The 24,735-nt window shown below is 56.5% G+C and carries 25 protein-coding genes and 1 tRNA gene; 18 read left to right on the forward strand and 8 right to left on the reverse strand.

Features of this window, described 5'->3' with window-relative positions; genetic code table 11:
• Positions 1-6: 6 nt before the first annotated feature.
• On the reverse strand, positions 7-1,227 hold the full coding sequence (locus tag FHS09_RS06930; RefSeq protein WP_221191840.1) for a hypothetical protein: 1,221 nt from the start codon (positions 1,225-1,227) through the stop codon (positions 7-9).
• A gap of 194 nt (positions 1,228-1,421) precedes the next feature.
• On the opposite strand from FHS09_RS06930, the gene FHS09_RS06935 reads away from it, so the two are divergent.
• The 7 genes from FHS09_RS06935 to FHS09_RS06965 all read left to right on the forward strand — a co-directional run bounded on the left by FHS09_RS06935 (position 1,422) and on the right by FHS09_RS06965 (position 8,305).
• Positions 1,422-4,094, forward strand: a complete 2,673-nt coding sequence (locus FHS09_RS06935; protein ID WP_183458115.1) for an HzsA-related protein — start codon at positions 1,422-1,424, stop codon at positions 4,092-4,094.
• Between the two features lie 168 nt (positions 4,095-4,262).
• Positions 4,263-5,015 carry an SH3 domain-containing protein gene (locus FHS09_RS06940; RefSeq protein ID WP_246394638.1) on the forward strand — a complete coding sequence of 251 codons (753 nt, stop codon included), beginning with the start codon at positions 4,263-4,265 and terminating at the stop codon, positions 5,013-5,015.
• Positions 4,985-5,632 (forward strand): outer membrane beta-barrel domain-containing protein, encoded by a 648-nt coding sequence (locus FHS09_RS06945; protein ID WP_343057426.1) that lies wholly within the window; start codon positions 4,985-4,987, stop codon positions 5,630-5,632. The genes FHS09_RS06940 and FHS09_RS06945 overlap by 31 nt, the downstream gene beginning before the upstream one ends.
• An 18-nt stretch (positions 5,633-5,650) precedes the next feature.
• Complete coding sequence (locus FHS09_RS06950; RefSeq protein WP_183458117.1) at positions 5,651-6,127, forward strand: TlpA family protein disulfide reductase; 477 nt, start codon at positions 5,651-5,653, stop codon at positions 6,125-6,127.
• Positions 6,128-6,131: 4 nt separating this feature from the next.
• Complete coding sequence (locus tag FHS09_RS06955) at positions 6,132-6,359, forward strand: DUF4266 domain-containing protein (protein WP_183458119.1); 228 nt, start codon at positions 6,132-6,134, stop codon at positions 6,357-6,359.
• Positions 6,360-6,462: 103 nt separating this feature from the next.
• Positions 6,463-7,596 carry a DUF3570 domain-containing protein gene (locus tag FHS09_RS06960; RefSeq protein ID WP_425487765.1) on the forward strand — a complete coding sequence of 378 codons (1,134 nt, stop codon included), beginning with the start codon at positions 6,463-6,465 and terminating at the stop codon, positions 7,594-7,596.
• Positions 7,597-7,744: 148 nt separating this feature from the next.
• Positions 7,745-8,305 (forward strand): DJ-1 family glyoxalase III, encoded by a 561-nt coding sequence (locus FHS09_RS06965; protein WP_183458121.1) that lies wholly within the window; start codon positions 7,745-7,747, stop codon positions 8,303-8,305.
• An 84-nt stretch (positions 8,306-8,389) separates the two neighbouring features.
• Here FHS09_RS06965 and FHS09_RS06970 read toward each other — a convergent pair whose 3' ends face one another.
• On the reverse strand, positions 8,390-9,067 hold the full coding sequence (locus FHS09_RS06970; protein WP_221191841.1) for a DUF4336 domain-containing protein: 678 nt from the start codon (positions 9,065-9,067) through the stop codon (positions 8,390-8,392).
• 749 nt (positions 9,068-9,816) lie between these two features.
• Between FHS09_RS06970 and FHS09_RS06975 the strand changes: the two genes are divergently transcribed.
• The 4 genes from FHS09_RS06975 (at position 9,817) to FHS09_RS06990 (ending at position 14,717) form a co-directional block, all read left to right on the forward strand.
• Positions 9,817-11,400 (forward strand): NAD(P)-binding domain-containing protein, encoded by a 1,584-nt coding sequence (locus FHS09_RS06975; RefSeq protein WP_183458125.1) that lies wholly within the window; start codon positions 9,817-9,819, stop codon positions 11,398-11,400.
• Positions 11,401-11,414: 14 nt separating this feature from the next.
• A complete protein-coding gene (locus FHS09_RS06980) occupies positions 11,415-12,491 on the forward strand; it encodes an alpha-hydroxy acid oxidase (protein ID WP_221191842.1) in 1,077 nt (358 codons plus the stop codon).
• A 76-nt stretch (positions 12,492-12,567) separates the two neighbouring features.
• Positions 12,568-13,857 carry a cytochrome P450 gene (locus tag FHS09_RS06985; protein WP_221191843.1) on the forward strand — a complete coding sequence of 430 codons (1,290 nt, stop codon included), beginning with the start codon at positions 12,568-12,570 and terminating at the stop codon, positions 13,855-13,857.
• A 29-nt stretch (positions 13,858-13,886) separates the two neighbouring features.
• Entirely contained in the window at positions 13,887-14,717 is an 831-nt protein-coding gene (locus FHS09_RS06990) for an iron-containing redox enzyme family protein (protein WP_183458129.1), read from the forward strand.
• A gap of 183 nt (positions 14,718-14,900) precedes the next feature.
• On the opposite strand, the gene FHS09_RS06995 is transcribed toward FHS09_RS06990, so the two are convergent.
• Positions 14,901-15,218: a hypothetical protein gene (locus tag FHS09_RS06995; protein ID WP_183458131.1), complete on the reverse strand. Its 318-nt coding sequence runs from the start codon at positions 15,216-15,218 to the stop codon at positions 14,901-14,903.
• A gap of 545 nt (positions 15,219-15,763) precedes the next feature.
• Between FHS09_RS06995 and FHS09_RS07000 the strand changes: the two genes are divergently transcribed.
• From FHS09_RS07000 to FHS09_RS07030, 7 genes are all read left to right on the forward strand, one after another.
• A complete protein-coding gene (locus FHS09_RS07000) occupies positions 15,764-16,144 on the forward strand; it encodes a hypothetical protein (protein ID WP_183458132.1) in 381 nt (126 codons plus the stop codon).
• A 79-nt stretch (positions 16,145-16,223) separates the two neighbouring features.
• Positions 16,224-16,484 carry a hypothetical protein gene (locus tag FHS09_RS07005; protein ID WP_183458134.1) on the forward strand — a complete coding sequence of 87 codons (261 nt, stop codon included), beginning with the start codon at positions 16,224-16,226 and terminating at the stop codon, positions 16,482-16,484.
• 54 nt (positions 16,485-16,538) lie between these two features.
• A complete protein-coding gene (locus FHS09_RS07010) occupies positions 16,539-16,949 on the forward strand; it encodes a hypothetical protein (protein WP_183458136.1) in 411 nt (136 codons plus the stop codon).
• A 172-nt stretch (positions 16,950-17,121) separates the two neighbouring features.
• Positions 17,122-17,358, forward strand: coding sequence for a hypothetical protein (locus FHS09_RS07015; RefSeq protein ID WP_183458138.1), 237 nt, complete (start codon positions 17,122-17,124; stop codon positions 17,356-17,358).
• 730 nt (positions 17,359-18,088) lie between these two features.
• Positions 18,089-18,625: an AAA family ATPase gene (locus tag FHS09_RS07020; protein WP_183458140.1), complete on the forward strand. Its 537-nt coding sequence runs from the start codon at positions 18,089-18,091 to the stop codon at positions 18,623-18,625.
• 70 nt (positions 18,626-18,695) lie between these two features.
• Entirely contained in the window at positions 18,696-19,100 is a 405-nt protein-coding gene (locus tag FHS09_RS07025) for a VOC family protein (protein ID WP_183458142.1), read from the forward strand.
• 147 nt (positions 19,101-19,247) lie between these two features.
• On the forward strand, positions 19,248-19,634 hold the full coding sequence (locus tag FHS09_RS07030) for an MAPEG family protein (protein ID WP_183458144.1): 387 nt from the start codon (positions 19,248-19,250) through the stop codon (positions 19,632-19,634).
• 127 nt (positions 19,635-19,761) lie between these two features.
• Here the strand turns inward: FHS09_RS07030 and FHS09_RS07035 are convergent, their stop codons facing one another.
• From FHS09_RS07035 to FHS09_RS07055, 5 genes are all read right to left on the reverse strand, one after another.
• A complete protein-coding gene (locus FHS09_RS07035; protein WP_183458146.1) occupies positions 19,762-20,412 on the reverse strand; it encodes an outer membrane beta-barrel protein in 651 nt (216 codons plus the stop codon).
• Positions 20,413-20,792: 380 nt separating this feature from the next.
• A tRNA-Phe gene (locus tag FHS09_RS07040) sits at positions 20,793-20,868 on the reverse strand.
• A gap of 112 nt (positions 20,869-20,980) precedes the next feature.
• On the reverse strand, positions 20,981-21,268 hold the full coding sequence (locus FHS09_RS07045; RefSeq protein WP_183458307.1) for an oxidative damage protection protein: 288 nt from the start codon (positions 21,266-21,268) through the stop codon (positions 20,981-20,983).
• A 102-nt stretch (positions 21,269-21,370) separates the two neighbouring features.
• Positions 21,371-22,462, reverse strand: coding sequence for an A/G-specific adenine glycosylase (gene mutY, locus FHS09_RS07050; RefSeq protein ID WP_183458148.1), 1,092 nt, complete (start codon positions 22,460-22,462; stop codon positions 21,371-21,373).
• Between the two features lie 120 nt (positions 22,463-22,582).
• Positions 22,583-24,619 carry an AsmA family protein gene (locus FHS09_RS07055; protein ID WP_183458150.1) on the reverse strand — a complete coding sequence of 679 codons (2,037 nt, stop codon included), beginning with the start codon at positions 24,617-24,619 and terminating at the stop codon, positions 22,583-22,585.
• Positions 24,620-24,735: the final 116 nt, after the last annotated feature.

Consider the following 24,735-nt stretch of genomic DNA (forward strand, 5'->3'; position numbering starts at 1 on the left):
ATGGCATCAATCCCCCGCGCAATAAACAGCGGTGTCGGCGTACACCTGCTTGAGGCGGTAACCGCCGGTGGAAAAGCTGTCGGCAATGGTGTCTACCCGCGTGCGGTCCGCGGCGTCCTCCGGTGCGCGCAGGCAGACCTGTTCGAACACCTTGGTGACCTGGCACTGGGCGAAGGCGCGGCTGCTGGCCAGTTCCCGTCCCAGTGACTTGGCGCCGTTGCCGCTGCCGGGCAGGGACTCACTCCATCCCAGGTACATGTTCGGGCCCTGGCGCCAGTAGTTATCCCAGCGGTCGTCCGGCACCACGAAGCCGTAGGGGAAGTTGGCGCTGTTGATATGATTTTTCGCCTTTACCCGGGTGCCGGTTTGCGCATCGGTGTCCCCGGCGCTGTTGTAGTCCAGGCTGCCGTTCTCCCCTTCCGGGTCGTTGTCCGCGTCGTAGACGAAATCGTAATAGGCGAATGCCTGGGCCATGGGGTCCATGCCGCTGTGACAGCCGACGCAGTTGTTCTGGAACACCCGGCTGTCGCCGCCGGGGCTGCGGCTCACGTCCTGGCGGATGCGGTCCGGCGGGCGGCTGGTGTCGTGCACCTGCTCCATATCCCGGCACAGATGATTGAGCAGGGTGAAGCGGAACATCGCGCGGTTGGTGCCGGCGATCAGGAAAGCCCGCGCACCGGCGCGGCTGGTCATCACCCCGGCGGTGGCGTCCGCCGGCAGGCCGGTGAGTGACGACTGGCTGCTGCGCACCAGGTTGTCCTTCAGCGAATAACCGCCGGCCTCCAGTGCCTCGTAGTGGTCGTTGTCAGTGTTTCTGTAGGCAGGTAGGCCCAGGCCGTTGTCGCCCAGGTAGAGAAAATTGCCGTAGAGAATTTCCCGGAAATCCATATCATCGCGCACAGTGCCGATCACGCTCGCTGTGTAATCGTTGAGCGGTGCGAACACATTACTGTCTCGATTGGTCCAGGGCGTGGCGATGTTTTTCAGGGTGACATTGTAGAAAGCGTCGTTTTCCATCGCCGTGTAGGCGGCGGCGGTGGCGTCGCCGTTGGCGATATCCTCGGCCATATCCACCAGTACGCTCTCCTCGGGTTTTACTCCGGTGAGGCGGCTGTGGATCTGCAGTGCCTGCTCCTGGGGACCGGCGGAGGCGTATCCCGCCCAAAGGCAGGTGCCCAGCAGGGCCAGGTGCTGAACAACAGACTGTCGGGGCGATTGATTTTTCATTGAGGGTGGTAACGGTAACTGTAAGCCCCCGATACTAAGGCGTAAAAGTGATTTGACCAGTGTGGAATCTGGGAAGTGTGTCCCAGTCGGCAGTTTCAGAGTGGTTTATCTTAAGTGTCGACGAATCAACAGTGAAAATTTGACCTGCGACAATCTTTGATTTCGCGGAGCCGGCGGAAATAGTGAAAACAAAAATGAAATATTTTGGAGCGCTGTCGGCGCTGTTTCTGCTGGCTGCCTGCAGCGGCGGCGGCAGCGATGGTTCCGGCGGCGGGGACCAGTCGGAAGATCCGGTGGTGGTGGATTACCCGCTCGCCTTCGTGCGCCGCAGCCTGTCGCTCGAGGACGACGGCGGCCTGACACCGGACGACGTCTACTCCCCGGCCGCCTTCAACCCCGGTGCCCAACTGCTGCTGAAAGACCGCGCCACACCCAGCGCGCCGGAGCGGGTGCTCACCGAGGGCCTGTTCGAAGACGACGATTTCGTGGGCGGCTATGACGTAAAGGACCTGAACACCTCCGCCGACGGCACCCGGCTGGTATTCGCCATGCGCGCCCCGGAAATCGAGGACGCGGACGACGACGAACAGCCCACCTGGAACATCTGGCTCTACGACCTGGAAGAGAACGAATTACGCCGGGTGATCCAGTCCGACCTGATCGCCGAGGAGGGGCAGGACATCTCCCCGGCCTTCCTGCCCGACGGCCGCATCGTCTTCACCTCCACCCGCCAGCGCCGCTCCCGCGCGCTGCTGCTGGACGACGACAAACCGCAGTTCTCCTCCCTGACCGAGGAGCTGCAGAACGAGGCCTTCGTGCTCCACGTGATGGAACCGGACGGCACCGACATCCGCCAGATCTCCTACAACCAGAGCCACGACCTGCACCCCACGGTGCTGAACGACGGCCGCATCCTGTTCAACCGCTGGGACAATATGGGCGGAGTGAATAACCTCAGCCTCTATACCCTGCGCCCGGACGGTACCGATCTCTCTTTTCACTACGGCTACCACAGCCAGCAGACCGGTACCGGCCAGACCGACGCCGCCTTCGTAAGGCCGCGGGAAATGCCCGACGGCCGCTTGCTGGTGACACTGCGCGCGCCCGAAGGGCTGACCTTCGGCGGCGACCTGGTGGCTATCGACAGTGTCGAGTACACCGAGGCCTACAGCCAGCCCGAGGGCGAGGGGGAACTGCAGGGCCAGACGTCCATCGCCGTGGAACAGGTGATCACCGACGGCAGCCTCTCTCCCCACGGTCTCTTCGCCTCCGCCTGGCCCTTCCACGACGGCACCAGCCGCCTGCTGGTGTCCTGGAGCGAGTGCCGGGTGCTGGTGGAGGAGGATGATGATGAGGAGGAGGAAACCCTGCTGCCGCGCCCCTGCACCGAAGAATGGCTGGACACAGGGGAGCCGGTGCCGGCGGACCCCATCTACGGCCTGTGGATCTACGACTATCAGGAGGGCACCCAGCGGCCGATCGTGGTGGCGGAAGAAGGGGAAATGATTTCCGAAGGCGTCACCCTGGAGCCGCGCATCGAGCCGGAATTCCTGCCGGAGCCGGTGCCCGGCGTCGACCTGGACCGGGAACTGGTGCAGGCGGGCGCGGGCATCCTGGATATCCGCAGCGTGTACGATTTCGACGGAGTGGACATTCTTGCGGGAGAAGACGGGGCCGGCATCGCCGAGCTGGCGGACCCAGCGATCACCAGCGCGGAATTCCGCCCGGCGCGCTACCTGCGCATCGTCAAAGGAGTGGGCATTCCCGACGACGACGTGCTGGATTTCGATCGCTCGGCATTTGGCCGTAACGGTGCCCACGGTATGCGGGAAATCCTCGGCTACACGCCGATCCAGCCGGACGGTTCGGTGAGGGTTGTGTTGCCGGCGGATACCCCGCTGGCGATTTCCGTAGTGGACGCCGACGGGCGGCGCATCGTCGGTCGTCACCGCAGCTGGTTGCAACTGCGCGCTGGCGAAGTGCGCCAGTGCAATGGCTGCCACACCGCGGACAGTGAAGTCGCCCACGGCCGCGCCGACAAACAGCTCGAGCCCGCCTGGAACGGTGCCGCTACCTCCGGCATTCCCTTCCCCAACACCGAGCCGGCGCTGGTGGCGGAAATGGGCGAGACCATGGCCCAGCTGCTCGCGCGCATCGCCGGCGAGGCAGAGCTGGAAGGGGATATCACCTACGCGGACCTGTGGACCGATCCGGCGGTGCGCGCCAAGGACCCCAGCAGTGTTATTCCCTACGGCGAACTGGCCACGCCACAGCCGATGTCGCTGACCTGCCAGGACAACTGGGAAGGCAACTGCCGCATCGTTATTCACTACCCGGAACATATCCAGCCGCTGTGGGAGCGCACGCGGGAAATTACCGACGGCGCCGGCGCAGTCCTTGAGGATCACACCTGTACCGCCTGCCACTCCGCGCGGGATGCCGACGGCATGGTGCGCGTGCCGGCGGCGCAGCTCAACCTGGTGGACGACCCCTCCCCCGCCAACGCCGACTGGATGACCTCCTACGTGGAATTGCTGTTCGACAATCCGGCCCAGCAACTGGTCGGCGGCGCGCTGCAAAATATTCTGGTGCAGGATACCGACGACAACGGCAACCCGCTGTTCGAGACCGATGAGGACGGCGAACTGATACTGGATAGCGACGGCAATCCGATTCCTGTTATGGTGACCGTCGATATCGAAGGCGTGATGGGCGATTCCGCCAACGGTAGCCGCTTTTTCGAGATGTTCGAGCCGGGTGCCGGCCACGGCGATTACCTGGAGCCGGCGGAACTGAGACTGATTTCCGAATGGCTGGATATCGGTGCGCAGTATTACAACAACCCCTTTGCTGCACCGGTAAACTGATCCGTGATAACTGCTCAATCCGGTCGCGGCCCCGAACGACTCCCCTCTCCCGCTTGCGGGAGAGGGGCTGGGGGAGAGGGCTTCGGCTGGCGCCCCCTCTCCCTAACCCTCTCCCCAAGGAGAGAGGGAACTGTTTTGTGCCTAAATAGAGTCCGGTGGAGTAAGCAGTTGAGTGCCCGCGTCCATTTATATTTTTTCTGCATGGCGTTGCTCTTATGCGGTACCGCCGCGGCACAATCCCCGCCGGAGGATGCCGAGGAGGTCACTCTGCAGGCCCCCTACGTGGACGTCTACACCGGCCCCGGCCGCGGCTACCCGATCTTTCACGCACTGGAATACGGCGAGACCCTTTGGCTGCTCAAACGGCGCACCGACTGGGTGAAGGTGTCGACCCGCAGGGGAATCACCGGTTGGGTGCGCATCGCGGACCTGGGGGAAATCTACGGCGAGGACGACGAGCAGGTGGTGCTGCCGGTACCGGATTACCGCGACTACCGCACCCAGGATTTCCACCTGGGATTCAGCTACGGCGACTTCGACGGCGCCAGTTCCCTGGGAATGACCCTCGGCTACCGCTTTACCGCGAATATTTCCGCGGAAGTGCGCGCGACCCAGGCGGTGGGCGAGTTTTCCGACAGCCAGACCTACCAGGTGGCGGTGGTGCACCAGCCGTTCCCCGATTGGCGGTTGTCGCCCTACTTTATGCTGGGTACCGGGATCAATATCACCTCACCCAATGCCACTATCGTGGCCACCGAGGACCGGCGGGACACGGCGATGCTCACCGGGGTGGGAATAAAAACGCATCTCTCCCGGCGCTTTGCACTGCGCGCCGAGCTGGCCAATCACTACCTGCTCACTTCGCGGGAAAATAATCAGGAGATAGTGGAGTGGAAACTGGGTTTCGACGTTTTTCTGTAATCATCGCCGCGTCCCTGCTGGCTTCCGCCGCCTGGGCGCAGGAGGATGACGATATTCTCGGCGAAATTATCTCCCCGGATCTGGAGCGGCGGGAAATCCGCGAGGCGCAGATCGACAGCGAGAATTTCGAGATCACCGTCTTTGCCGGCGGTGTCATGAATGTGGAGGATTTCGGCTCCAATCCACTGTACGGCGCCGCGCTCGCCTACCATATCAACGAGGATGTTTTTATGGAGGCCGGCTACGGGCAGACGGAGCTGGGGGAATCCAGTTTCGAGCGTCTCAGCGGCTCGGCGCCGCTGCTCACCGACGAGCAGCGGGAACTCAGTTACTACAACCTGTCGCTGGCCTGGAATCTGTTTCCCGGTGAATACTTCCTGTTCGACCGCTGGGCCCTGAACAGCAATCTGTACCTGATCGGCGGTATCGGCAGCACGGACTTTGCCGACGAGGAACATTTCACCTACAACGTCGGTGCCGGCGTACGGGTGCTGGCCAAAGACTGGCTGGCGTTGCGCCTGGATGTCCGCGACCATATTTTCGAGCACGAGATTTTTGGCGAGGCGCAGAACACCAACAATCTGTCCGCCCAACTCGGCATTTCCATTTACTTTTAATGAGAGGGATTTTTCTCCATGATCCGTTTATTGACCACCATTTTACTGGCGCTTTCCACACAACTGGCCGCAGCCGCCGAGCCCTCCCCGGATTTCACCCTGGCCTCCAACAAGGGCGACAACCTGCGCCTGGCGGAACAGCGCGGAAAAGTGATCATGCTGAATTTCTGGGCCTCCTGGTGCGGCCCCTGCCGCCAGGAAATGCCGCTGCTGGACGAACTGAACGCGCGCTACGAAGCCGCCGGTTTCCAGGTCTGGGGCGTGAACGTGGATTCCAAGCGCGCAGACGCGGAGCAGATGCTGGGCAAGATTCCGGTGGAATTCCCCGTTCTGTTCGATAGCAAAGGCGAGGTGAGCAAGCTGTTCGGCGTGGACGCCATGCCCAGCTCGGTATTTATCGACCGCGACGGCAAGATCCGCCATGTGCACCGCGGATTCCGCGACGGCGACGAGGCCGCCTACAAAAAAGTTATCAAGGAACTGATCCGGGAGTAGAGCCATGTCCCGTTCGCTACTGCTGCTATCTGTCGCCGCCGGTCTGCTGTTCCTGCAGGGCTGCACCGTGACGCCCTGGGTGCAACCCTACGAGCGGCACTACCTGGCCGATCCGATCATGGGCTTCGAGCGGGACCCGGTGGCCGCCGGCTATATGAACCATGTGTACGAAGCCCGCGAGGCGGCCCGCGGCGCCGAGGGTGGCAGTGGAGGCGGTTGTGGCTGTAACTGATCAATTTCGACGGAACCTCCTCCTTTGTAGGAGCGGCCGTTGGCCGCGATCTGAGCGGGATAAAACCAGAAACCGATCGCGGCCAACGGCCGCTCCTACATGGGTGTTGTGGGTTTGGGTATTCTTCCCCCTCGCCGCCGGCGCCGCGGTACTGCCGGAAGAGCGCGCCGACACCATGTACCACTCCTACAGCGGCGGCGGGGTAACCATCGACGGCCCCTCAGTGCTGGTGCGCAAGAATGTCGGCAATTCCCTCTCCCTCTCCGCCAATTACTACGTGGACATGATTTCCGGTGCCTCCATCGACGTGGAGGCCACCGCCAGCCGCTATTCCGAACAGCGGGATGAATACTCCCTGGGCGCGGACTACCTGGTGGATAAAACCACCCTCAGCCTGGGTTACACCAACAGCTCGGAAAACGACTACCAGGCTGAGACGGTATCCTTCGGCATCAGCCAGGGTTTTTTCGGCGACCTCAGTACTCTGGGCCTGCGGGTCAGCTACGGCAGCGACGACGTCTTCCGCAACGGCGACGACAATTTCGCCGCACAGGCGGAACACCGGCGCTACTCCCTGAACTGGAACCAGATACTCACCCAAAAGCTGATTGCCGAACTGAGCGTGGAAACCGTCTCCGACGAGGGCTTCCTCAACAATCCCTATCGCAGCGTGCGCTACCAGGACCCGGATTCCGGCACCGGCTTCAGCTACCAGCCGGAACTCTACCCCACCACCCGCAACAGCGACGCCGTCGCCCTGCGCGCTAAATACCGCCTTCCCTATCGAGCGGCGATCAAGGGCGAGTACCGCTACTACGTCGACAGCTGGGGTATCCGCGCCGACAATATTGAATTCCGCTACACCCACCCGCTGGAAGAAAAGGACCAGTGGATACTGGAAGGCAAGCTGCGCTTCTACAAACAGTCCGGGGCGGACTTCTACAGCGACCTCTTTCCCTATATCAACGCCACCAGTTTCCGCGCCCGCGACAAGGAACTGAGCGACTTTAGCAATACCTCCCTGGGTATCGGCGTCTCCTATGTGCTGCCGGACCGCTGGTCACTGCTGGAGCGCAAGAACACCGTCAACCTCTACTGGGACTACATGCTGTTCGACTACGACAATTTCCGCGATGTGACGGTACACGGCGGCGGCAGCGACATAGCGCCGGGGGAGGAACCCACTTACAACTTCGGCGCCAATGTAATTCGGCTATTCTGGTCTATCTGGATCTGATGATCGGCAAACGCGATATCCCGCTGTAGGAGCGGCCGTTGGCCGCGATCGGCCTCACTTCGTTACACAGTCAGATCGCGGCCAACGGCCGCTCCTACAACAGAATCGCGATTTTCAAAGAAATCCTGATGACCTGGAGAAATTTACCATGGCCAAAGTACTGGTCCCCATCGCCGAGGGCTCCGAGGAAATCGAAGCGGTCACCATCATCGACGTGCTGCGCCGCGCCGGCGCCGAGGTCACCGTGGCCTCGGTGATGCCGGAAAAACACATCCGCGCTTCCCGCGGCGTGCACATCGAGGCGGACCGCCTGTTCCGTGACCTCCCGGAAGCCGACTGGGATCTGATCGCCCTACCCGGCGGCGCACCGGGCGCGGAGCACTTCCACGACTGTGAAGCGCTGATACTGCTGGTGGAGGAACAACTGAACAGCGGCCGTTTGTTGGGCGCCATCTGCGCTTCCCCTGCAGTAGCCCTGGGCCGTCACGGCTTGCTGAAGAACTACCGGGCCACCTGTCACAGCGGCTTCCGCGACGAATTGCAGAAGCAGGCCAAATCCGTGAGCGACGAACCGGTGGTCTGCGATCGCAACCTGATTACCAGCCAGGCACCGGGGACGGCGATGGCATTTGCATTGCAACTGGTTTCGAGTCTCTTTGGAGAGGAAAAAGCGCGGGAAGTGGCAGAGCCGATGGCAGTCAGTCTCTAGTCACCTGACCTCCTTCCTTGTAGGAGCGGCCGTTGGCCGCGATCGGCCTTCGATATACATCAAAACCGAATGGCCTTGGCAGACCTACCGCAACACCCAACGAAAAGCCCGTCTGAGCTCCCCAATCCCATCCCTCTCATACCAGCGCCCGTGCGCCAGAATAATACGCTCCGGATTCCAACCGATCATCGTCTCCACCGCAGACCGAAGCGTCTCCTTCGAATAGGTCATCCGCATATCGCGCGGCATGCCTCCGTCGGGATCGAGGGCTCCACCCCACCGGGTAAGCCAGCGCACAAAGCGGCCCCCGAGCTTGTGCCGCTCGAAATTCTCGATAAGGTCGGTGAGGATAAGCGTGCGGCTCGGGCGATGGAAAAAGACCACCTCGGTCATATAGCGCCCGATGATCGGCAGCGTCGTTATCTCCCCATCCCACGGATAGCCGCCGTTGGCATCGAGCGGTCGGCCGTCGAAATCGATGCGCCCGGCCGCCTGCTCCCTGATGCGCGGAGCCAGGTAGACCTCAGCCTCGGGAAAAGCGGCGTGCCAATCCGGAATCCACCAATAATGGATACGGTTCGGCCCAACGATCCAACGAGGCGGCCCGATAGCTGCGATCGCAGCCTTCAACCCGGCGGGCAGCGATGTCGGCGAATGGAGAAAAAGGCCACCCGCAAGCCTGACCACCGTCATCCGCGTGGAAAACGGCATCTTAGGCCACGGCATACCAAAGCGGATCGCCGGTCCATCGATAATCCACACATCCTCCGCGACTGGCTTTAGCGTGTGGAGCGGAGGATAAGTATTACTCGGTTCGTTATGCACAGAGCCAGCCTGCTCGGGGCCGCCGCCATTATTAAACTCTGAGATAACTACTCCCTCCCTGTAGGAGCGGCCCATGGCCGCGATCAGTCCCCACTACGAAGTGAGCCCGGTCCCAGTTCAATCACCAGCCAATGTCACAAGTTAAAAAATTGTAACGCAGGACGACTCCGCGGGCCGCAATAGGGATAGTGCTGAATGCATTTTACTGGATGGGTGTCCAACTTCTCATTATCAAGGTGCCCGGCTTCTCGTTATCCAGTTTCTCACCGGCAACATTGATGAAGTATCAGATCAAAGACTGAAAAAAAGTGTCTGTGTGGTCTTAGAGATAAGCTTATTTTTAGCACAAAACTTAATATTAATTGAAAATTTTATAGCGAATGGATATTTATGACGAAAGATAAATTTTTTCTCGCGAGGTGCAACTTTTTTAAAGCCTGTCACGTATCCCCATTGGTAAGTAACCACCAAAGGGAGGGCTTCTCAATGGAATGCCAATAAGAATAAAAGCGTTATCGACAACAACGACCTCACTTTAGCACCCAGTACAACACTCTGTGGTGGCGAAAGGGGGTCTGCATCATGACCAATGCCATTCAAGCCGGGCCTTGCTCACACCGAATTGGTATTGGCCTTCACAACCTTCCATGAGGAAGTAAATACAATCATAGATTATGGAGTATGAAATGATTAAAGACTATATCATCATTGGCGCCGGCCCTGCCGGGCTGCAGTTAGGCCACCTCATGCAGGAACATGAAGAAGATTATCTGATACTCGAAGGTGGGTCAGGTGTCGGAAGCTTTTTCAAACAATACCCCCGCCACCGCCAGTTGATCTCTATTAACAAAAAATATACGGGAGACACGGATTCAGAGCGCAATCTCAGAATGGACTGGAACTCCCTTTTGTCTGACAACGATGATCTTCTATTTACTAAATACTCGGATAAATTCTTCCCCAGCGCCGACACTTTTGTTAACTACCTGGAAGATTATTATCAAGAACATCAAATCAACGTTCGATTTAACACAAAAGTCAGTAAAATCGAGAAGAACGATACATTTACCATTCACACCACTGGCGGCGAAACCTTTCACTGCCGCCACTTGATTGTGGCTACCGGGGTTTCCAAGGAGAACGTACCGGATGTTCCGGGTATAGAGCTATGCGAACCCTATTCCACCACCAATATCGACCCAATGGATTTTGTTAACCAAAGGGTACTGATTGTGGGGAAAGGCAACTCGGCATTTGAGACAGCCGATAATCTTGTAGAGACAACGGCTTATATCCACGTCGCTGGCCGCAGCTCTATTCGCCTGGCCTGGCAAACCCATTACGTGGGGCACTTGCGCGCAGTGAATAACAACCTCCTGGATACCTACCAGCTTAAGTCCCAAAACGCGGTGCTCGATGGAGATGTGGTCAACATTGAAAAAGTCGACAATGAATACAAGGTTACCTTTAGTTTCTCCCGTTCCAATGAAGTCAAAAAGCTTCTCTGCTATGACCGGGTTATCCTATGTACCGGATTCCGCTTCGACGCCACTATATTTGACGCATCCTGCCGCCCTGCGCTGGCCATCAATGATCGCTTCCCGAAAATGACCAGTAGTTGGGAATCGGTTAATGTGCCCAACTTGTACTTTGCCGGTACGATCATGCAGCAGCGCGACTTCAAAAAATCCACTTGCGGCTTTGTGCATGGTTTCCGCTATGCGGTTCGATCCTTATTCCATATCCTGCGCGCTAGCAACAAACACATCTCTTTACCGACGCACAAGCTACCACTGGATGCCGATGCGCTGGCCAATTACATTGCCTATCGGGTCAACCGAACATCGGCACTATGGCAACAGTTTGACTTTCTGTGTGACACGTTAGTCGTTGACCAGGAACAGGGCTACTACATAGAAGAGCTACCCGTTGCCTATACCCACGACAATTTATCCCGGCAAATGCCCACCTATTTTAATATCACGCTGGAGTATGGCCCTGATCACGACAAAGTTGATCCATTCAATATCGATATCGCCCGGGTTGCCCAGGACGACCACGAAAACGCATTAAATGCGCAATATCTGCATCCCGTTATTCGTTTCTTTCAGGATGGGGAGCATGTCTCGACCCACCACATGGCCGAAAACCTGGAAAATGAATGGAACCGTTATGAATCGCATATCGTTCCATTGCGGGATTACCTGGCTCAGTGCCTGATATTCCTGACAGCCAACGAAACGATGCAGGCCGCAGTAGCGGAAGCCTGAATGGGAGTATCACGATGATTTCCCTGAGTGATCTGGAAAAACAGGCTCTTGCGCTTCTTCCTAAAGCCCATGCTGATTACTTCATCGGTGGCTCCGAAAGGGAAGTGACCGCCAACGCAAACCTGCAATCGTTTGACGGCCTTCAACTCTGGCCTCGCGTGTTGCGGGGCAACTTTGAAGGAGATCTGAACATTGACCTGTTAGGGAGCCAGCTCGATTACCCGATACTGGCCGCCCCTACCGCTTTCCATAAACTGGCGCACCCTGAAGGTGAATTGGCAACGGCGAGAGCCATCGCACGATGCAATAGCCTGATGATCGTCAGCATGGCTTCCAATACGGCCATTGAAACGATCACCGAAGCCGCTTATGAGGTTAACCCAAGGGCCGGAATCTGGTTGCAGATCTATATACAACCCGACAGGGACTTTACCCGCAGACTGATACGTAGAGCGGAAAAATCCGACTGTAAAGGCTTGGTTGTTACCGTGGATTCGCCCGTTTTTGGTGTCCGAGAGCGCGATATTCGCAACAACTTTAGCGAGCTTCCCGAGGGCCTGTACTGTGCGAATATGAAGGACCCAGACGGTATCTTTCGTGATATCGATTTCGATTCCGGACTGAACTGGAATGACATTGCCTGGCTCCGGGACAACACGCAGCTCCCCATCATTCTGAAAGGCATTTTGCACCCTGAAGATATCAGGCTTGCGATTCAGCACAATCTACAGTCTGTCATGATTTCCAACCATGGAGGTCGTCAACTCGATGGCGTACCAGCCACCATTCACGTCCTGCCCCTCCTGGCACAGGCAGCGGATGGTCGCATTCGATTACTTGTCGATGGCGGCATTCGCTCCGGTTCGGACGTGCTGAAAGCACTGGCACTGGGCGCGGATGCGGTTGCCATTGGCCGCCCTGTGATCTGGGGTCTGGCGGTAGATGGAGAGCAAGGCGTACAGGCTGTCTTTCAGCATTTACACAAACAGCTGCTGTCCTCCGTCAGATTATGTGGCTGTAGAAATCGTGACGACATCAATTCAGGTCTGATCTTTACCCCCAACAACCAAGAGGCTAAACCGTATGGATAGTTTCTTATTGATTGCAGTCTTCGCAGTCTTATTATCACTACCTTATTGGCTGCCGCCATTAGTAATACGACTTAGGATGAATATTTTCACCCGAATCAATGGTGAAGAAGCCATCCAGTTACCGGGTAACGGCTTCGACGCCGAAGACTTCAAAGCCCTCTATGCACATCCCGCCATGAAGGGAAGAAGTAAAGGCGCGGCATTGTCCGATCTTTTCTGGTACTGGTTGTCCCCCGGACCGGAAATGCACCCAGAACATCTTGAGCAGAGCGAACGCTACCGGAAGCTTGCGGGCTTCAGCCACAAGATCATGGCCATATCTCGGAAAGACATTGAAAGTCTGATCGACCAGTACCAGGATGACCCACTAAAGCTTGGTCTTGGCCCTAAAAGCAAGTGGACACATATACGTTTAAGAGATGCATTTATGTCTCTCTGGGCGGACTTCTTTTACCAGGTGGTATTTAAAGAAAAGTGTGATGATAAAACACGAAAACTGATCGTCAATCATGCCAAAGACGTCGTCAACGCGCTCAAATGCGTAAAACTACGAAACATGCGCAGGCGCAAGCAGTTGACGAATTTTCTACTGGAAAAGCTGTCACTGGGTGAATTTCCTCACACTTTCCCCGATGGCCTGACGCATCTCGAACAAGCCCATTATCTGCAAGGAACTTTTTTCAATACCGCAATTGTGCAAATGTCCGAGGCGATGGCCCACCTGACACTTGTGGTTGCCCAACACCCGGATTGTCAGGAGCGTTTGTGCGATAATCCGGATAACCATTATCTCGATGACGTGATCAACGAAAGCCTGAGGCTGCACCCCTTGTTTGGCATCGCTCACCGAATTGCCACCGAAACCGTCGAATTTAAAGGTAAAACCATACCCAAACATACGGTTGTTTGCTTTAACTACCCTGAATACCACAAACTGGACTATGACGAACCGACCCGCTTTGATCCGGGAAGGTGGGAAAAATGCCCCATCAAGGAGTCGAATTTTATTCCCTTTGGTGTCACCGCCAATCGTTCCTGCCCCGCGCAGGGCCTGGCGATGGTTTCAATGCGACAATTGACTAAACACCTATTCCGAAATTACCGCTTTTCCAGTCCGATCGTCCATACCCGATCCCTCCCTAATCGCGGTCCCTGCCTGGTCTTCAGCAATCAAAGCACAGTAAATCGGCGCTTGGTTGAATGTATTGTGTTCCCGTTGATGAAAATCAGGGATCGGTGGGAAGACCTATTCCGAAGCATCATGCAATTGTTCTTTGGAACCGCAATGATTCTCCATGCTAAAAAGCTGAGGTTGTGTGATCGCTATTTTGAGAAGCTGGAAAAACCGGCGTTCAGCTCCATTTAACCCAGTTCATAGTATCCCAGAGGCCAAAAATGAAAACCATTAACCTTTCCGTTGATATAACGCAATCCACTGAACTTCTAAAAACCTGCGCCGAGCAATTGGGGTCTTCACTGCCGACAGAGTTTGCGGAAATACTCATACGTTGGCGCCAACAAACGTTCACCGCTCCCTCTCCTTTCTTAAAGGAATTACTCGCTACGAATCCGATTCAGTGGGATAAATCTATTGCGGCTCATCGGGCACACTCCCATCCCTGGTATGATTTTATAAGTAGCACTATCGACATCGACAACATGGCCAGTTTTTTGCTGGAGAACAAGTATTACCCGACATTTATCGCGCTTCTGGAAAAAATTCTGGATATCCAGTTCACTGACGATGCAGTAAGCGCTGTTCAGGAAAATATCGACGATGAATTTGAACCGGAACCACACGCCAACCTGATGCGCAAAATGATGATGGCCGTCAAAAAAAGGGCCGCTGAACCAATCAGGCTCGACGACTACCCGGCACTGAACGACCGTACACTTATCTTCTATTATGGCTACTATCTTGAACCCTGGCACTTGGTCGGCTCCCTGTTCGCCACGGAGCAAATGGGCACGCATCGGGTTATCTGCATGAAAACGGGCCTGGAACGTATGGGCCTTAGCGCTGACGAGCTGGAATTTACCACGGTCCACTCCGAGTGCGATGAACACCACGCAGACGATTGGTTGCAGAGAGTGATTATGCCAAGCATCGAAGCACGGCCAGAGCTATTGAATAGGATTGCAGCCGGTATAGCCGAATGTCTAGATACGTCGGCGCTCTATCTGGACTATGTGCATGAACGCGCTCAACTAAGGATTGCCGGATAGTGGATTCACGAAGTACTAACGGTTTGATTGAAGTCTGAATCCATCCAGCATAAAAAGCGAGCCCGCCTGCTGTCGCAACAGCGTGGGGCAATGGCGGCCATCCGGCGGTGCCGTACAACCGCCACTGGGACCTGCGGTCTGGGCGGTTCTGTGGCTTGCAATAGGGGTAGCGCTGAATACCTCTTATTTTGGTGGGTGTCCGGCTTCTGCTGCCTTCAGCTCCGGAGGCAGCGGTGTCTGGATAAAAAGGCCATCCGTGAGCCTGCCCACTGTCACAGGCGTCGAAAACGGCATTTTCGGCCAGAGCATGCCGAAGCGGATCACGGGCCCGTCGATGAACCATACATTCTCCACGGCCGGCTTTAGTGTCTGGATTGGAGGATAGGCATTGTTTGGTTCGCAATGCATAGAGCCAGCCTGCTCCGAGGTGCCGCTGTCATTATTAAACCCCGAGATAACTACTCCCTCCCTGTAGGAGCGGCCGTTGGCCGCGATCGGCATCTAACCGGTATCGCTTGGCTCCTGGATGTAGGAGCCTGCTTGCAGGCGAATGGGCGAAGCAGGTCCAAGCCAAGAACCGCTCCGAAGCCAATGACGTTCAATCACCAGCCAAAGCCACAAGGTAAAAATTGTAACGCAGCACGGCTCCGCGGGTTACAGTAGGCGTGGTGCCGAATGCTTTTATCTAGTGGACGTCCAACTTCTATCTTGCTACTGACTACCCGTCTCAACGCAGGGTTTGTTTTGCTGGCGTCTAATTCTACCGAGATCAGCAGCGCTTGCTTCTATCTACCTGAAAAATTACGCAAGTGTTTGATTTATATGGGGATGCCGATATGATCAATAGCTGTAGTCGTTGGGGAGATATAGAGCAGCTGCTATCTATTTCTGGGGTGGTAGGCCTGGAGAATCTTCTAACTAATTGATTTTTAAAGGGAATGCCTGCATTTGGAACTATAGTGCTTAATTAGATAGTGAGCACATAGATATAAAGCAGCGTCTTTTGAATTAACTGTTATGCTTTTTAGAAAAGAGAGGAGACAACAGTGAATAAAGTAGTGAATGGAGTTTTTTCGTTGGTCATAGGCGTAGCCCTTAGCGCGTCATTTGTTTGGCTTGTCGGCGTTGGTGCCGCAAGTCCAGTACCGGAATTTCTTTCGGGCAGTGAAAAAATCGTGGTTAATTATTATTCGGGTATCGTTACGGCATTATTGGCCGTAGTAATTTCTGCTGTTTTACTTTTTGTGTCACGCCGTTTTTTCTCTGCTCCCGCGGGCAGGCAAGGAGCTCTTGCTGTTGTACCAGTCGCCCTCTACCTGTCTTATTTGGCTGTAGAAGCGCCTGCGACACTGCCAAGTATAATGTACGCTGCGGTTCCCGTGGTCCTGATTATTGCCGCATTTTTGGTGGTGCGGGCAGAAGCATAACCAAGCCATTAAATACGCTCCCTTCGGTCGCCGGACGCTCGTTCCTCGCGCCGTTTATGGCGGGCGTTAAATTTCAATCATGATTATATTTTCAGTAACAAGAAAAGGGTTTAAGGAGCTTGAGCCCATAATAAAATCGGGAAAGTATCCGGTATGGATAGGGGGCAACGTTCTTTCAGAGGAGGAAGTAGAGGCAGTTAGAGACGAAAATGTTTCTCTCACAAATTTTTCTTATCAAATCTACCCAACTGATAAAGAGGCTTTGGAGGAGGCGCTTTGCACAATAGCTGAGCACCACCCAAAAGAGAGAGTTTGGTGTGAGTGCCAACCCAAAATTTAACCAGGCCAGGCAGTACGCTCCGGCGCTGCGCGCCTCCGCCGGACGGTCTACGCAATGCGCTTTGCGCAAAAGGCGCTACGGCCGCCGCTGCTGGCAACGTTAATGGTCATTGAGAATATTAGAATAGCAGCCACCATCATTCTATCGCTCACCGGAAGTAAAGCTTTCGCATGTTCTTGCGGTGAGTTTCCAACTATTTCTGAACAATATAAATCGGCTGAAATAGTGGTTTTGGCTAAGTTGAAGGCTATCGGTTCCACTACCTTTAAGTGGAAGGTGACCGAATCAATAAAGGGCGCAAAACCCAAATTTTTAGATGTCGAGCAGGGTCTAACTTCATGTGATCCGCAAATTAAAGACGGCCAAGAATGGTTACTTTTCTTAAAAGAAAATGAGAGCCCGGTACTGGGTTGGTGTAGTTTTAATCGAAATACCGAGTTCCTTGAAAAAGGTTGGCGCCAATAGCTGGAAGGCAGTTATTAATAATGACCATTAACTTCGCGCCTGTCGCCACCGGGCAGCTTACGCTGGGCTCAGGCTGTCAGTTATAGCAACGTTATATCTGTATAGGAACGTTATGAGAAGCCTAGTTTTCCTATTATTTTTACTTTCGCTTTTAGCCTGTAGCGAAAGGCAAGTGGAGGAGTTCACCTTCAGGAAAACTCTGGAGTATGACCTTGTAAAATTGTGTGAAGATGATCAAGAATGTGCCGCTGCTGTTAAAGCTCAGATTAAAGGATGTATGGAAATCAGTGAATGGCGTAACTTTCTCAGCAATCAAAATGATGAAATAGAGCTGAAGCGATTTACAACAGAGTTCTATGCCTGCATCGTTGATTCTGAAGGAAGCCCGTACTTTGAAACCAATCTATAGATATAACCAAAGTATCAACTACGTGTCTGCGGCGCGGGACAGCCAGGGACGTGGCTTCACTACTGGTACCGGTTATAAACGGCATTATGAGCTACAGGCACCATGATTAAGTACCTTCTAAGCTTTGCGTTATTAGGGTCTGGTAGCTGTGCTCTAGCAGTTGGGCTTCCAAAGAACACTGAAGTGACTCCTGAAAATGCTGAGATGCTCTCTATCAAGCTGGCAAAGATGGATTCCGGAAGCTCGGATACCTATCTATATCGACTTGAATTCTCAGACCAACTTGAAGAATGTTCGGCGGGTCGCGTTCAAACTGCACTGATAAGTGGCGGGAATGAAATCTCAGCCTCATCTATGGATTACCAAGTAGGGAGTTCTAAACCCAGCATATTATTTCACATGCCCACGTTGGGTTATGACATGGCGGTTACTTTGCAGTATTGCTGTTCTAGCGGGTTTTCGCCCGGATGTAAGAAATCGCTTTCGATACAGTCAGTTAAGAGTTTGGCACAGGAATGAAAACTGCTCATGATAATCGCAGGTTAAGCCAGAACCCCAGGCCAATATAAGATATTGCCTCGAGAAATTGAGAGAGATGACTAAAGATCGTAGAGCCCAAGAGATCTAACGGACAAGGATAGATCGCGCGAAGCCGCGATCTTATAATGCAATGCGCACAATGTAAGCCCAGTCTGATTGCGAACATTAGGCGCCGGAGGAAGGGTACATCTTGAGAAGCCACCACTTCTATGTCATCACTGGTGCTTCGGGAGCTGGCAAGTCAACTCTCTTAGCGGCTCTGAGTGAGATTGGATATTCAACCGTCCCGGAAGTAGCCCGCGCAGTCATGCGGGAGCAATTGGAATGCAACGGCAGCATCCTTCCTTCGGTTGATCGAACAGTGTTCATGGAAGAAGTCCTAGCTCGCAGCGTCCAAGACTACGAAGCGGCTCAATTTTTGAAACCGCCCGTATTCTTTGACCGCGGCATTCCGGAATGGTTACGGTTACTGGGCCAGGACGCAACGCCCCGCCATATGGCGGCAGCTCAGTGTCGCTATGCCGATACCGTGCTTTTGGTGGAACCTTGGCAAGAAATTTACGTCTGCGACCGCGAGCGTCATGCGAGCTTCGAACGAGCAGCCCGATCTTATGAGCCAACGGTGTCAGCTTATATCGATGCAGGGTATAGGACTTGCGTTATCCCCAAAGTATCTGTCCAAGAGCGAGTAGCATTTGTTCTTGCTCAAGTAGAAGCGGTCGCCTAACAATTCATTCAACCCGCTTCGCGGCTCGACTTAATTCAGACATTTGGCAGCTCAACGAATGGAGGCTACGATGGCGAAGATTACCGGAATCGGTGGAGTCTTCTTAAAGTCTAAGGGCGATAGCGCCGCACTGGCAGCGTGGTATCAGACGCACTTGGGCATGCAACTGGAAGACTTTGGCGGCGCCATACTCAAATGGCCGGACGACAAGGCTGAAGACCGAGGCCTCACTGTGTGGCATCTCGCGGATAAAGACAGTCAATGGTTCAGTCCGAGCGATTCTTCCTTCATGATCAACTACCGCGTCGACAACCTCGATGAAATGCTTGCACAACTGGATGCGGCCGGTGTGGCAGTGATTGGTGGCCCTGAGTCACATGAGAACGGCAAGTTCGCATGGGTCATGGACCCGGATGGAAACAAGATTGAGCTTTGGGAACCGATGCTCTGGGACGACAAGAACAAAGGTGCCTGAAGTCCTTACCCACGCTGCCTAAAAAATCGCTCTAGTACGCCCAACTGACGCCGCCTGCGCCGGACCCTACGCTATGCGCTTTGCGCATAGGCAGTGTAGGCAGCCGCTCAGGCGTTATGTCTCCAAGTTACCCACAAAGGAGTTTCAATGAACTACGTACACATCGTTGCAGTGCTAGCAGTCCTTCAGTTCTTTCTGTTCGGTATTCTGGTTGGACGCGCCAGGGCAACGTATGGAGTTAAGGCTCCCGACACTTCCGGTAACGTCCACTTTGAGCGTGCTTTTCGCGTACAAATGAATACGCTAGAGCAACTAATCGGTTTTCTTCCCGCCTTGCTCATTGCTGGCCTATATTGGCCAAACGCGATAATAGCCAGCATCGGGGTGGTCTATCTGGTTGGCCGATTTCTTTATCGGCAGTTGTATATTTCAGATCCGGCACAACGCGGCGTCGGCTTCCTTCTGACAGTCATCCCTACGTTCGTTCTCTTGGCCGCAGCGCTGGTTGGCGCAGCTACCCGATTCGTGGCCTAACGATTCGTTCAAGACGAAGCCTCGGAGTTCTGCCACGGCATCTACATTGCTCTCCTCGCGAACATGAGTAAGAGACTGGAGCGCTGACAGACGGGTGTGGCCGCCGCTGCCGGCGGCCGCAGCGGGATCAGAAATCCATGCTCAGGGAGAGCGTGGACATGGTGATATCCGCATTGTCGGTGGGGTACAGGGTGTGCTCCAGGGAGTAGGTCCACTGGTCGATCCGCCAGTTGATAAAGGCTCCGTAAAAAGCATCCTGCCCGTCTTCGTCCGTGGACAGCAGCTGTGCGGAATCGTCTGCGAGGGTTCCCGAGACCATGTGGGTATAGTCCACCCGGGTTTTCGTTTTCCACGCGTGGTAGCCGAGCCGGATGCCGCCGGAATACGGCTTGCTGGTGTCGGTGCTCAGCACCGCGGCCAGGATTCCGGTGGAGCCGGAAACCTCTGTGCGAAAGGTTTTCGATTCGGAGCCATTCGCTCCCATGATGTATTCGTGTTTGTCCTTGCTTTTGCCGAAGTTGCTGTAGCCTGCTTCGAAGGCGATATAGTGATTTAGCCGGTAGCCCAGGCTGATGTTTTGCCCTCTCGGGACCTCAAGAGAGACCTCTGCGTCGGTATCCACCTCTTCTTCGATCGTGTCGGCGACGAATTCTTCGACCACAATCGCATCCGGATCGACCATTCCATAGCCGGCTTTTACATACCATTTGGGCTCCAGCACCGATGCATTGGCTGCCGAGGTAAAGATAATGGCCGAGCACAGAATCGCTTTCTTCATTTGTTGTTCCTTCTGGCAGATCCCAGCATAAATAAAAAAGCCCCGACGATAACCGAGGCTCTTCAGAAAATAATGCCCAGAGGCGGAATCGAACCGCAGAGACGGGAATTAACAGTTCTCCAGAATGGGCTGTCGGCTATTTATTGCCAAACTCCCTTAAAAGTCAATAACTTACCAGCCTGATTAAGAACCTGTTCACAAAGCTATAAACATCCATTCCCAATCAGGGGTGCCCTAATCCTCAGATAAAGTAATCCGGGGACAACATTTCACATTGCCCACAGGAGTTAGATATTTTGCGTTGAAACTTGGCGGGAACTTAGCTGCTTTGAAGGACATTAAAAAACCCGCGAAAGCTTACGCTGACGCGGGTTTGAAAATGGTGCCCAGAGGCGGAATCGAACCACCGACACGGGGATTTTCAATCCCCTGCTCTACCGACTGAGCTATCTGGGCCTTGCGCTGTTTCCGGGCTGCCCCGGTGTCGCGAGGCGCGTATTAAACCCGCTCCCCGGGGCCGAGTCAAGCCCTTGATTGCTAAATAGTTTTCTTGGAAGTGAGCGCTTCCTTACTCGCTCTTGCCGCCCTCTTCCGGAGGCACGTAACCCTCGGCCTCGTCGTAGTGTTCGCCGCTCAGGAACTTGCTCATCTGCTCGGCCAAGTAGGCGCGGGCGGAGGGTTCCATCATGTTCAGGCGCTTTTCGTTGATCAGCAGGGTTTGGTGGGCGAGCCACTCTTTCCAGGCCTTTTGGGAGATGTTCTCGAAGACGTCCTGGCCCTTGGGGCCGGGGAAGGGGGGGGCGTCCAGGCCTTCCATTTCCTGTTGGTATTTGCGGCAGAATACGGTTCTGGGCATGGGGTTCTCCGTTTTTGGTGGGCTCTTCTCCTTGTAGGAGCGGCCGTTGGCCGCGATGGTACTGTGGTTCAAACCACCGTTGATCGCGGCCAACGGCCGCTCCTACAAGGAAGGTGCAGGCGAATTGGCGAGCAATGGGGCCTGCAGGGCCAGCAGCTGTTTTGCCAGCTTGACGATCGGGGCCGGCAGGCCCAGTTGCTGCGCCGCCCGGGGGCGGTTGAGTTGGCGCAGTTTATACCAGCCGCCGCCCGCCTCTGCCACCTGCGCGGGCATTTTCTCCAATCGGACCCACACCGGGGTGATGTCCAGGTGGAAGTGGGTGAAGGTGTGGCGCAGCGGCGGCAATGTTTGTGTTTCCGCAGCGCGCCATCCGCGTTCCGCCAGCCACTGCCCCGGCTTCTCCGCCTGCGGCGGGCACCAGAGGCCGCCCCAGATGCCGCTGGGCGGGCGCTGTTCCAGGTAAATCTGTTCCCCGTGTTCGATCAGTAGCATGGTCGACTCGCGCACCGGCTTTTCCGCGCGGGGCTTTTTACCCGGATAGTCCTGGGGGTTGCCCTGGGCGCTGGCGGTGCAGGCACTCGCCAGCGGGCAGTCGCCGCAGCGGGGTTTGCTGCGGGTGCAGAGGGTGGCGCCCAGGTCCATCATCGCCTGGGTGTAGTGGTTGCAGCGCTCCTGTGGCGTGTAGCGCTCCGCCAGTTGCCACAGCCGGTTGGCCGCGGTGCTCTGCCCGGGCCAGCCGTCCACTGCGTGCAGGCGGGCCAGCACCCGTTTGACGTTGCCGTCGAGAATCGGCGCGCGCAGGCCCATGCTGATGCTGGCGATGGCCCCGGCGGTGGAGCGGCCAATGCCGGGCAGCTCCGCCAGTGCATCCGTATCCCGGGGAAGCTGGCCGTCGTGTTCCTCCATCACCACCTGGGCGCATTTGTGCAGGTTGCGCGCGCGGGCGTAGTAGCCGAGGCCGCTCCAGTGGGCGAGCACCTGGTCCAGCGGCGCCGCGGCGAGATCCGCCAGGATGGGGAAGCTGGCCATAAAGCGCTGGAAGTAGGGGATTACTGCGCTGACCTGGGTTTGTTGCAGCATGATTTCCGATACCCAGACCCGGTAGGGGGTGATGTCCTGCTGCCAGGGGAGGTCTTTGCGGCCGTGGTGGTCGAACCAGGTTAGGACGGCTTGTTGGAACTGGTTTGGGGTCATGGGGTTGCTGCTGGTTTGGTGGTGTGGCGGCCTTACGGCCGCTTGCCGAGCTGGAGCTCGGCGTTCCCAGGGGGCGGCCTTAGGGGCGCTTGCCGAGCGGGGGGCTCGGCGCTCCCGGCGTTAGCGGTTGAACAGGCCCTTGAGTTTGTCTTTGAGTTCTTCGACTTTTTTCTCCACTTTTTCGCCGTATTTCTTTTCGGCCTTGTACCTGAGTTCCTCGCGGAGCAGGTCGTCGAGACGGCGGCTGTCGGGTTTGCAGCTGCCGGCACCGGCGTCGGCGAAGCTGTCTTTGCAGCGCAGGGGCAGCGGGCGGTTGCGCCAGCGCTCGTTCTGCACGGTGCAGCCGTCGGCGGAGGTTTTATTACCCATCAGGGACAGGCCCAGGGCGAAGTCGAATTCCTGCTGTTCCAGGTCCACTTCGCCGTCGCCGGTGAGGGCGATATTTTCCACCCCGGCGAGTATTTCCTGAACCCGGACTTTGTCCCCCTCTACGACGATATCGGCGCGCAGGTCCTGCAGGCGGGTGCGGGCGGGCCATTCCCGCTCCGGCAGCGGGGTCTTCTCCGCGTAGCTCACCAGCTGGCACATGCCCTTTTCCAGGTTGAAGGGAGTGATCGCCAGCTGTTCGCTGGAAAGCTGCACCGCGGCGCGAAGCTGTTTCTGCAACTGTTCGGTGTCTTTGCCGGAGGTCTGCGCGGTCCAGTTGATATCGGCCTTGCCGGACAGCTGCACCCGCTCGTTGGGGAACAGGGCCTTCTGCACCTCGAAAATTTCCACTCCGGTGAGGCCGCCGCTCAAATCCGCCTGGGCGGACTGGCCGCGGGCGTTGAACTGGCCGCTGCTGTTTAATTGGCCACCGTAGAGGCCGGCGGAGAGTTTTTGCAGCCGGTATAGGCCGTTGTCCACGGTGAGCTGCAGTTGCGGCCGGTCCACCTGCAGGTCCACTGCGTTCAGCTGTTCCAGGGACAAATTCAGCTTGGCGGTGAAGCCGCGCATGGCGGTGAGTGGCAGCGGGGTGGGTTCGGTGGTTGCCGCGGGCGAGGCCTGCTCTTCCTCCTCGGCGGGGGACGGGGGTGGCAGGTAGTCGTCCAGCACCAGCTTACCGCCGCGCAGAGTCAGGTCCAGGCCGGGGATATTGTCGTTGCGAAACTGGGCGCTGCCGGCAAAGATGGTGTCGTCCAGTTGCAACTGCAGCGGGGTCAGGTCGAGTTTTTTCTCGGTGCCCTGGATATCGGTTTCCAGGCTGAATCTTTTCAGTACCGCGCCGCTCTGGGTCGCCAATTCGGTGCCGGTGAGCGTCAGCCAGGGGCGCAGGGGTTCGGCTTCCGCGCTGAGGTTCAGCTGGATCTGCCAGGGCTGGTCGGCGGCGCTGCGACGCAGGAAGCCGCGCAAGTTGATCTGCGCCGCGGCCTCGCCGCTCTCTGCTTCGATGGTCAACGGCTGCAGGCGCAGGCCGTTCAGGCCCTTGTCCAGGGCCAGGGAGCTGTTGAGCTTCAGCTCCACCGGTTGCTCGAGTGCGTTGCCGCCCACTTCCGCGCTCGCCTGTACTTGCCCGGGCTCGCCGCCGGGTACCAGGTTGTCGGCGCTCACGCGCAGCTTTTCCACGATGTATTCGCTCTCACTGCGGGCGTCGCGATAGCGGATGCGGCCGTCTTCGATGCGCAGTTTTTCCAGGGCGAAGTGCAGGCCTTCCCTGTCCCCGTCCGCGGGGACGTCCAGTTTCGGTGGTTCCTCCGCCTGTTGTTTCTGTTTGGCCTCTATCGCCTCGGTGATCAGTTCCCAGTTGCCGCGGCCCCGTTCGTCCACGCTCAGGTCGATCTGAGGGGCCATCAGGACCACTTCCCGGGCCTCGATACGCTTCTTCAGCAGCGGCATTAGCGCCACGCCGATGGAAATGGCGTCCGCGCGCACCAGCGGCTGTTCCGGCAGGGGCAGGGGCGCCAGTTGTATGCCCTCGAGCTTGAGGGCGATATTGGGCCAGAGCTGCCAGCCGATATCACCATCCAGCTTCAGCGCCACCCCCTGTTTGGCGGCCAGTTGCTCCAGTTGGGGCTTGTACTGGTTGACGTCCAGGCCGGCGAACAGCCAGGTGACGGCGCCGGCGAGAAGCAGGATGAGGACGAGCAGAAAGATCAGACCGCGTGTGATCCAGGCCATTGGAGGGGGTTCCTTGTTCTTACGTACATGTAGGAGCGGCCATTCAGAGGGCAGATGTCAGAGGTCAAACGACAGAAAAGGCATTTTCTGTCCTCTGACTTCTGTTCCGTGACCTC

This window comes from Microbulbifer rhizosphaerae (assembly GCF_014191725.1).
GTDB lineage: Bacteria > Pseudomonadota > Gammaproteobacteria > Pseudomonadales > Cellvibrionaceae > Microbulbifer > Microbulbifer rhizosphaerae.

Bases quoted from the DNA above. Each gene is read 5' to 3' on its own strand.
- FHS09_RS06990 (WP_183458129.1), top strand. From the start codon at position 13,887: ATGAAAACCATTAACCTTTCCGTTGATATAACGCAATCCACTGAACTT.
- FHS09_RS07030 (WP_183458144.1), top strand. From the start codon at position 19,248: ATGAACTACGTACACATCGTTGCAGTGCTAGCAGTCCTTCAGTTCTTT.
- mutY (WP_183458148.1), bottom strand. From the start codon at position 22,462: ATGACCCCAAACCAGTTCCAACAAGCCGTCCTAACCTGGTTCGACCAC.
- FHS09_RS06935 (WP_183458115.1), top strand. From the start codon at position 1,422: ATGAAATATTTTGGAGCGCTGTCGGCGCTGTTTCTGCTGGCTGCCTGC.
- FHS09_RS06995 (WP_183458131.1), bottom strand. From the start codon at position 15,218: ATGCCGATCGCGGCCAACGGCCGCTCCTACAGGGAGGGAGTAGTTATC.
- FHS09_RS06980 (WP_221191842.1), top strand. From the start codon at position 11,415: ATGATTTCCCTGAGTGATCTGGAAAAACAGGCTCTTGCGCTTCTTCCT.
- FHS09_RS07025 (WP_183458142.1), top strand. From the start codon at position 18,696: ATGGCGAAGATTACCGGAATCGGTGGAGTCTTCTTAAAGTCTAAGGGC.
- FHS09_RS06930 (WP_221191840.1), bottom strand. From the start codon at position 1,227: ATGAAAAATCAATCGCCCCGACAGTCTGTTGTTCAGCACCTGGCCCTG.
- FHS09_RS06950 (WP_183458117.1), top strand. From the start codon at position 5,651: ATGATCCGTTTATTGACCACCATTTTACTGGCGCTTTCCACACAACTG.
- FHS09_RS07035 (WP_183458146.1), bottom strand. From the start codon at position 20,412: ATGAAGAAAGCGATTCTGTGCTCGGCCATTATCTTTACCTCGGCAGCC.
- FHS09_RS06955 (WP_183458119.1), top strand. From the start codon at position 6,132: ATGTCCCGTTCGCTACTGCTGCTATCTGTCGCCGCCGGTCTGCTGTTC.
- FHS09_RS06965 (WP_183458121.1), top strand. From the start codon at position 7,745: ATGGCCAAAGTACTGGTCCCCATCGCCGAGGGCTCCGAGGAAATCGAA.
- FHS09_RS07045 (WP_183458307.1), bottom strand. From the start codon at position 21,268: ATGCCCAGAACCGTATTCTGCCGCAAATACCAACAGGAAATGGAAGGC.
- FHS09_RS07055 (WP_183458150.1), bottom strand. From the start codon at position 24,619: ATGGCCTGGATCACACGCGGTCTGATCTTTCTGCTCGTCCTCATCCTG.
- FHS09_RS06975 (WP_183458125.1), top strand. From the start codon at position 9,817: ATGATTAAAGACTATATCATCATTGGCGCCGGCCCTGCCGGGCTGCAG.
- FHS09_RS06985 (WP_221191843.1), top strand. From the start codon at position 12,568: ATGAATATTTTCACCCGAATCAATGGTGAAGAAGCCATCCAGTTACCG.
- FHS09_RS07005 (WP_183458134.1), top strand. From the start codon at position 16,224: ATGATTATATTTTCAGTAACAAGAAAAGGGTTTAAGGAGCTTGAGCCC.
- FHS09_RS07010 (WP_183458136.1), top strand. From the start codon at position 16,539: ATGCGCTTTGCGCAAAAGGCGCTACGGCCGCCGCTGCTGGCAACGTTA.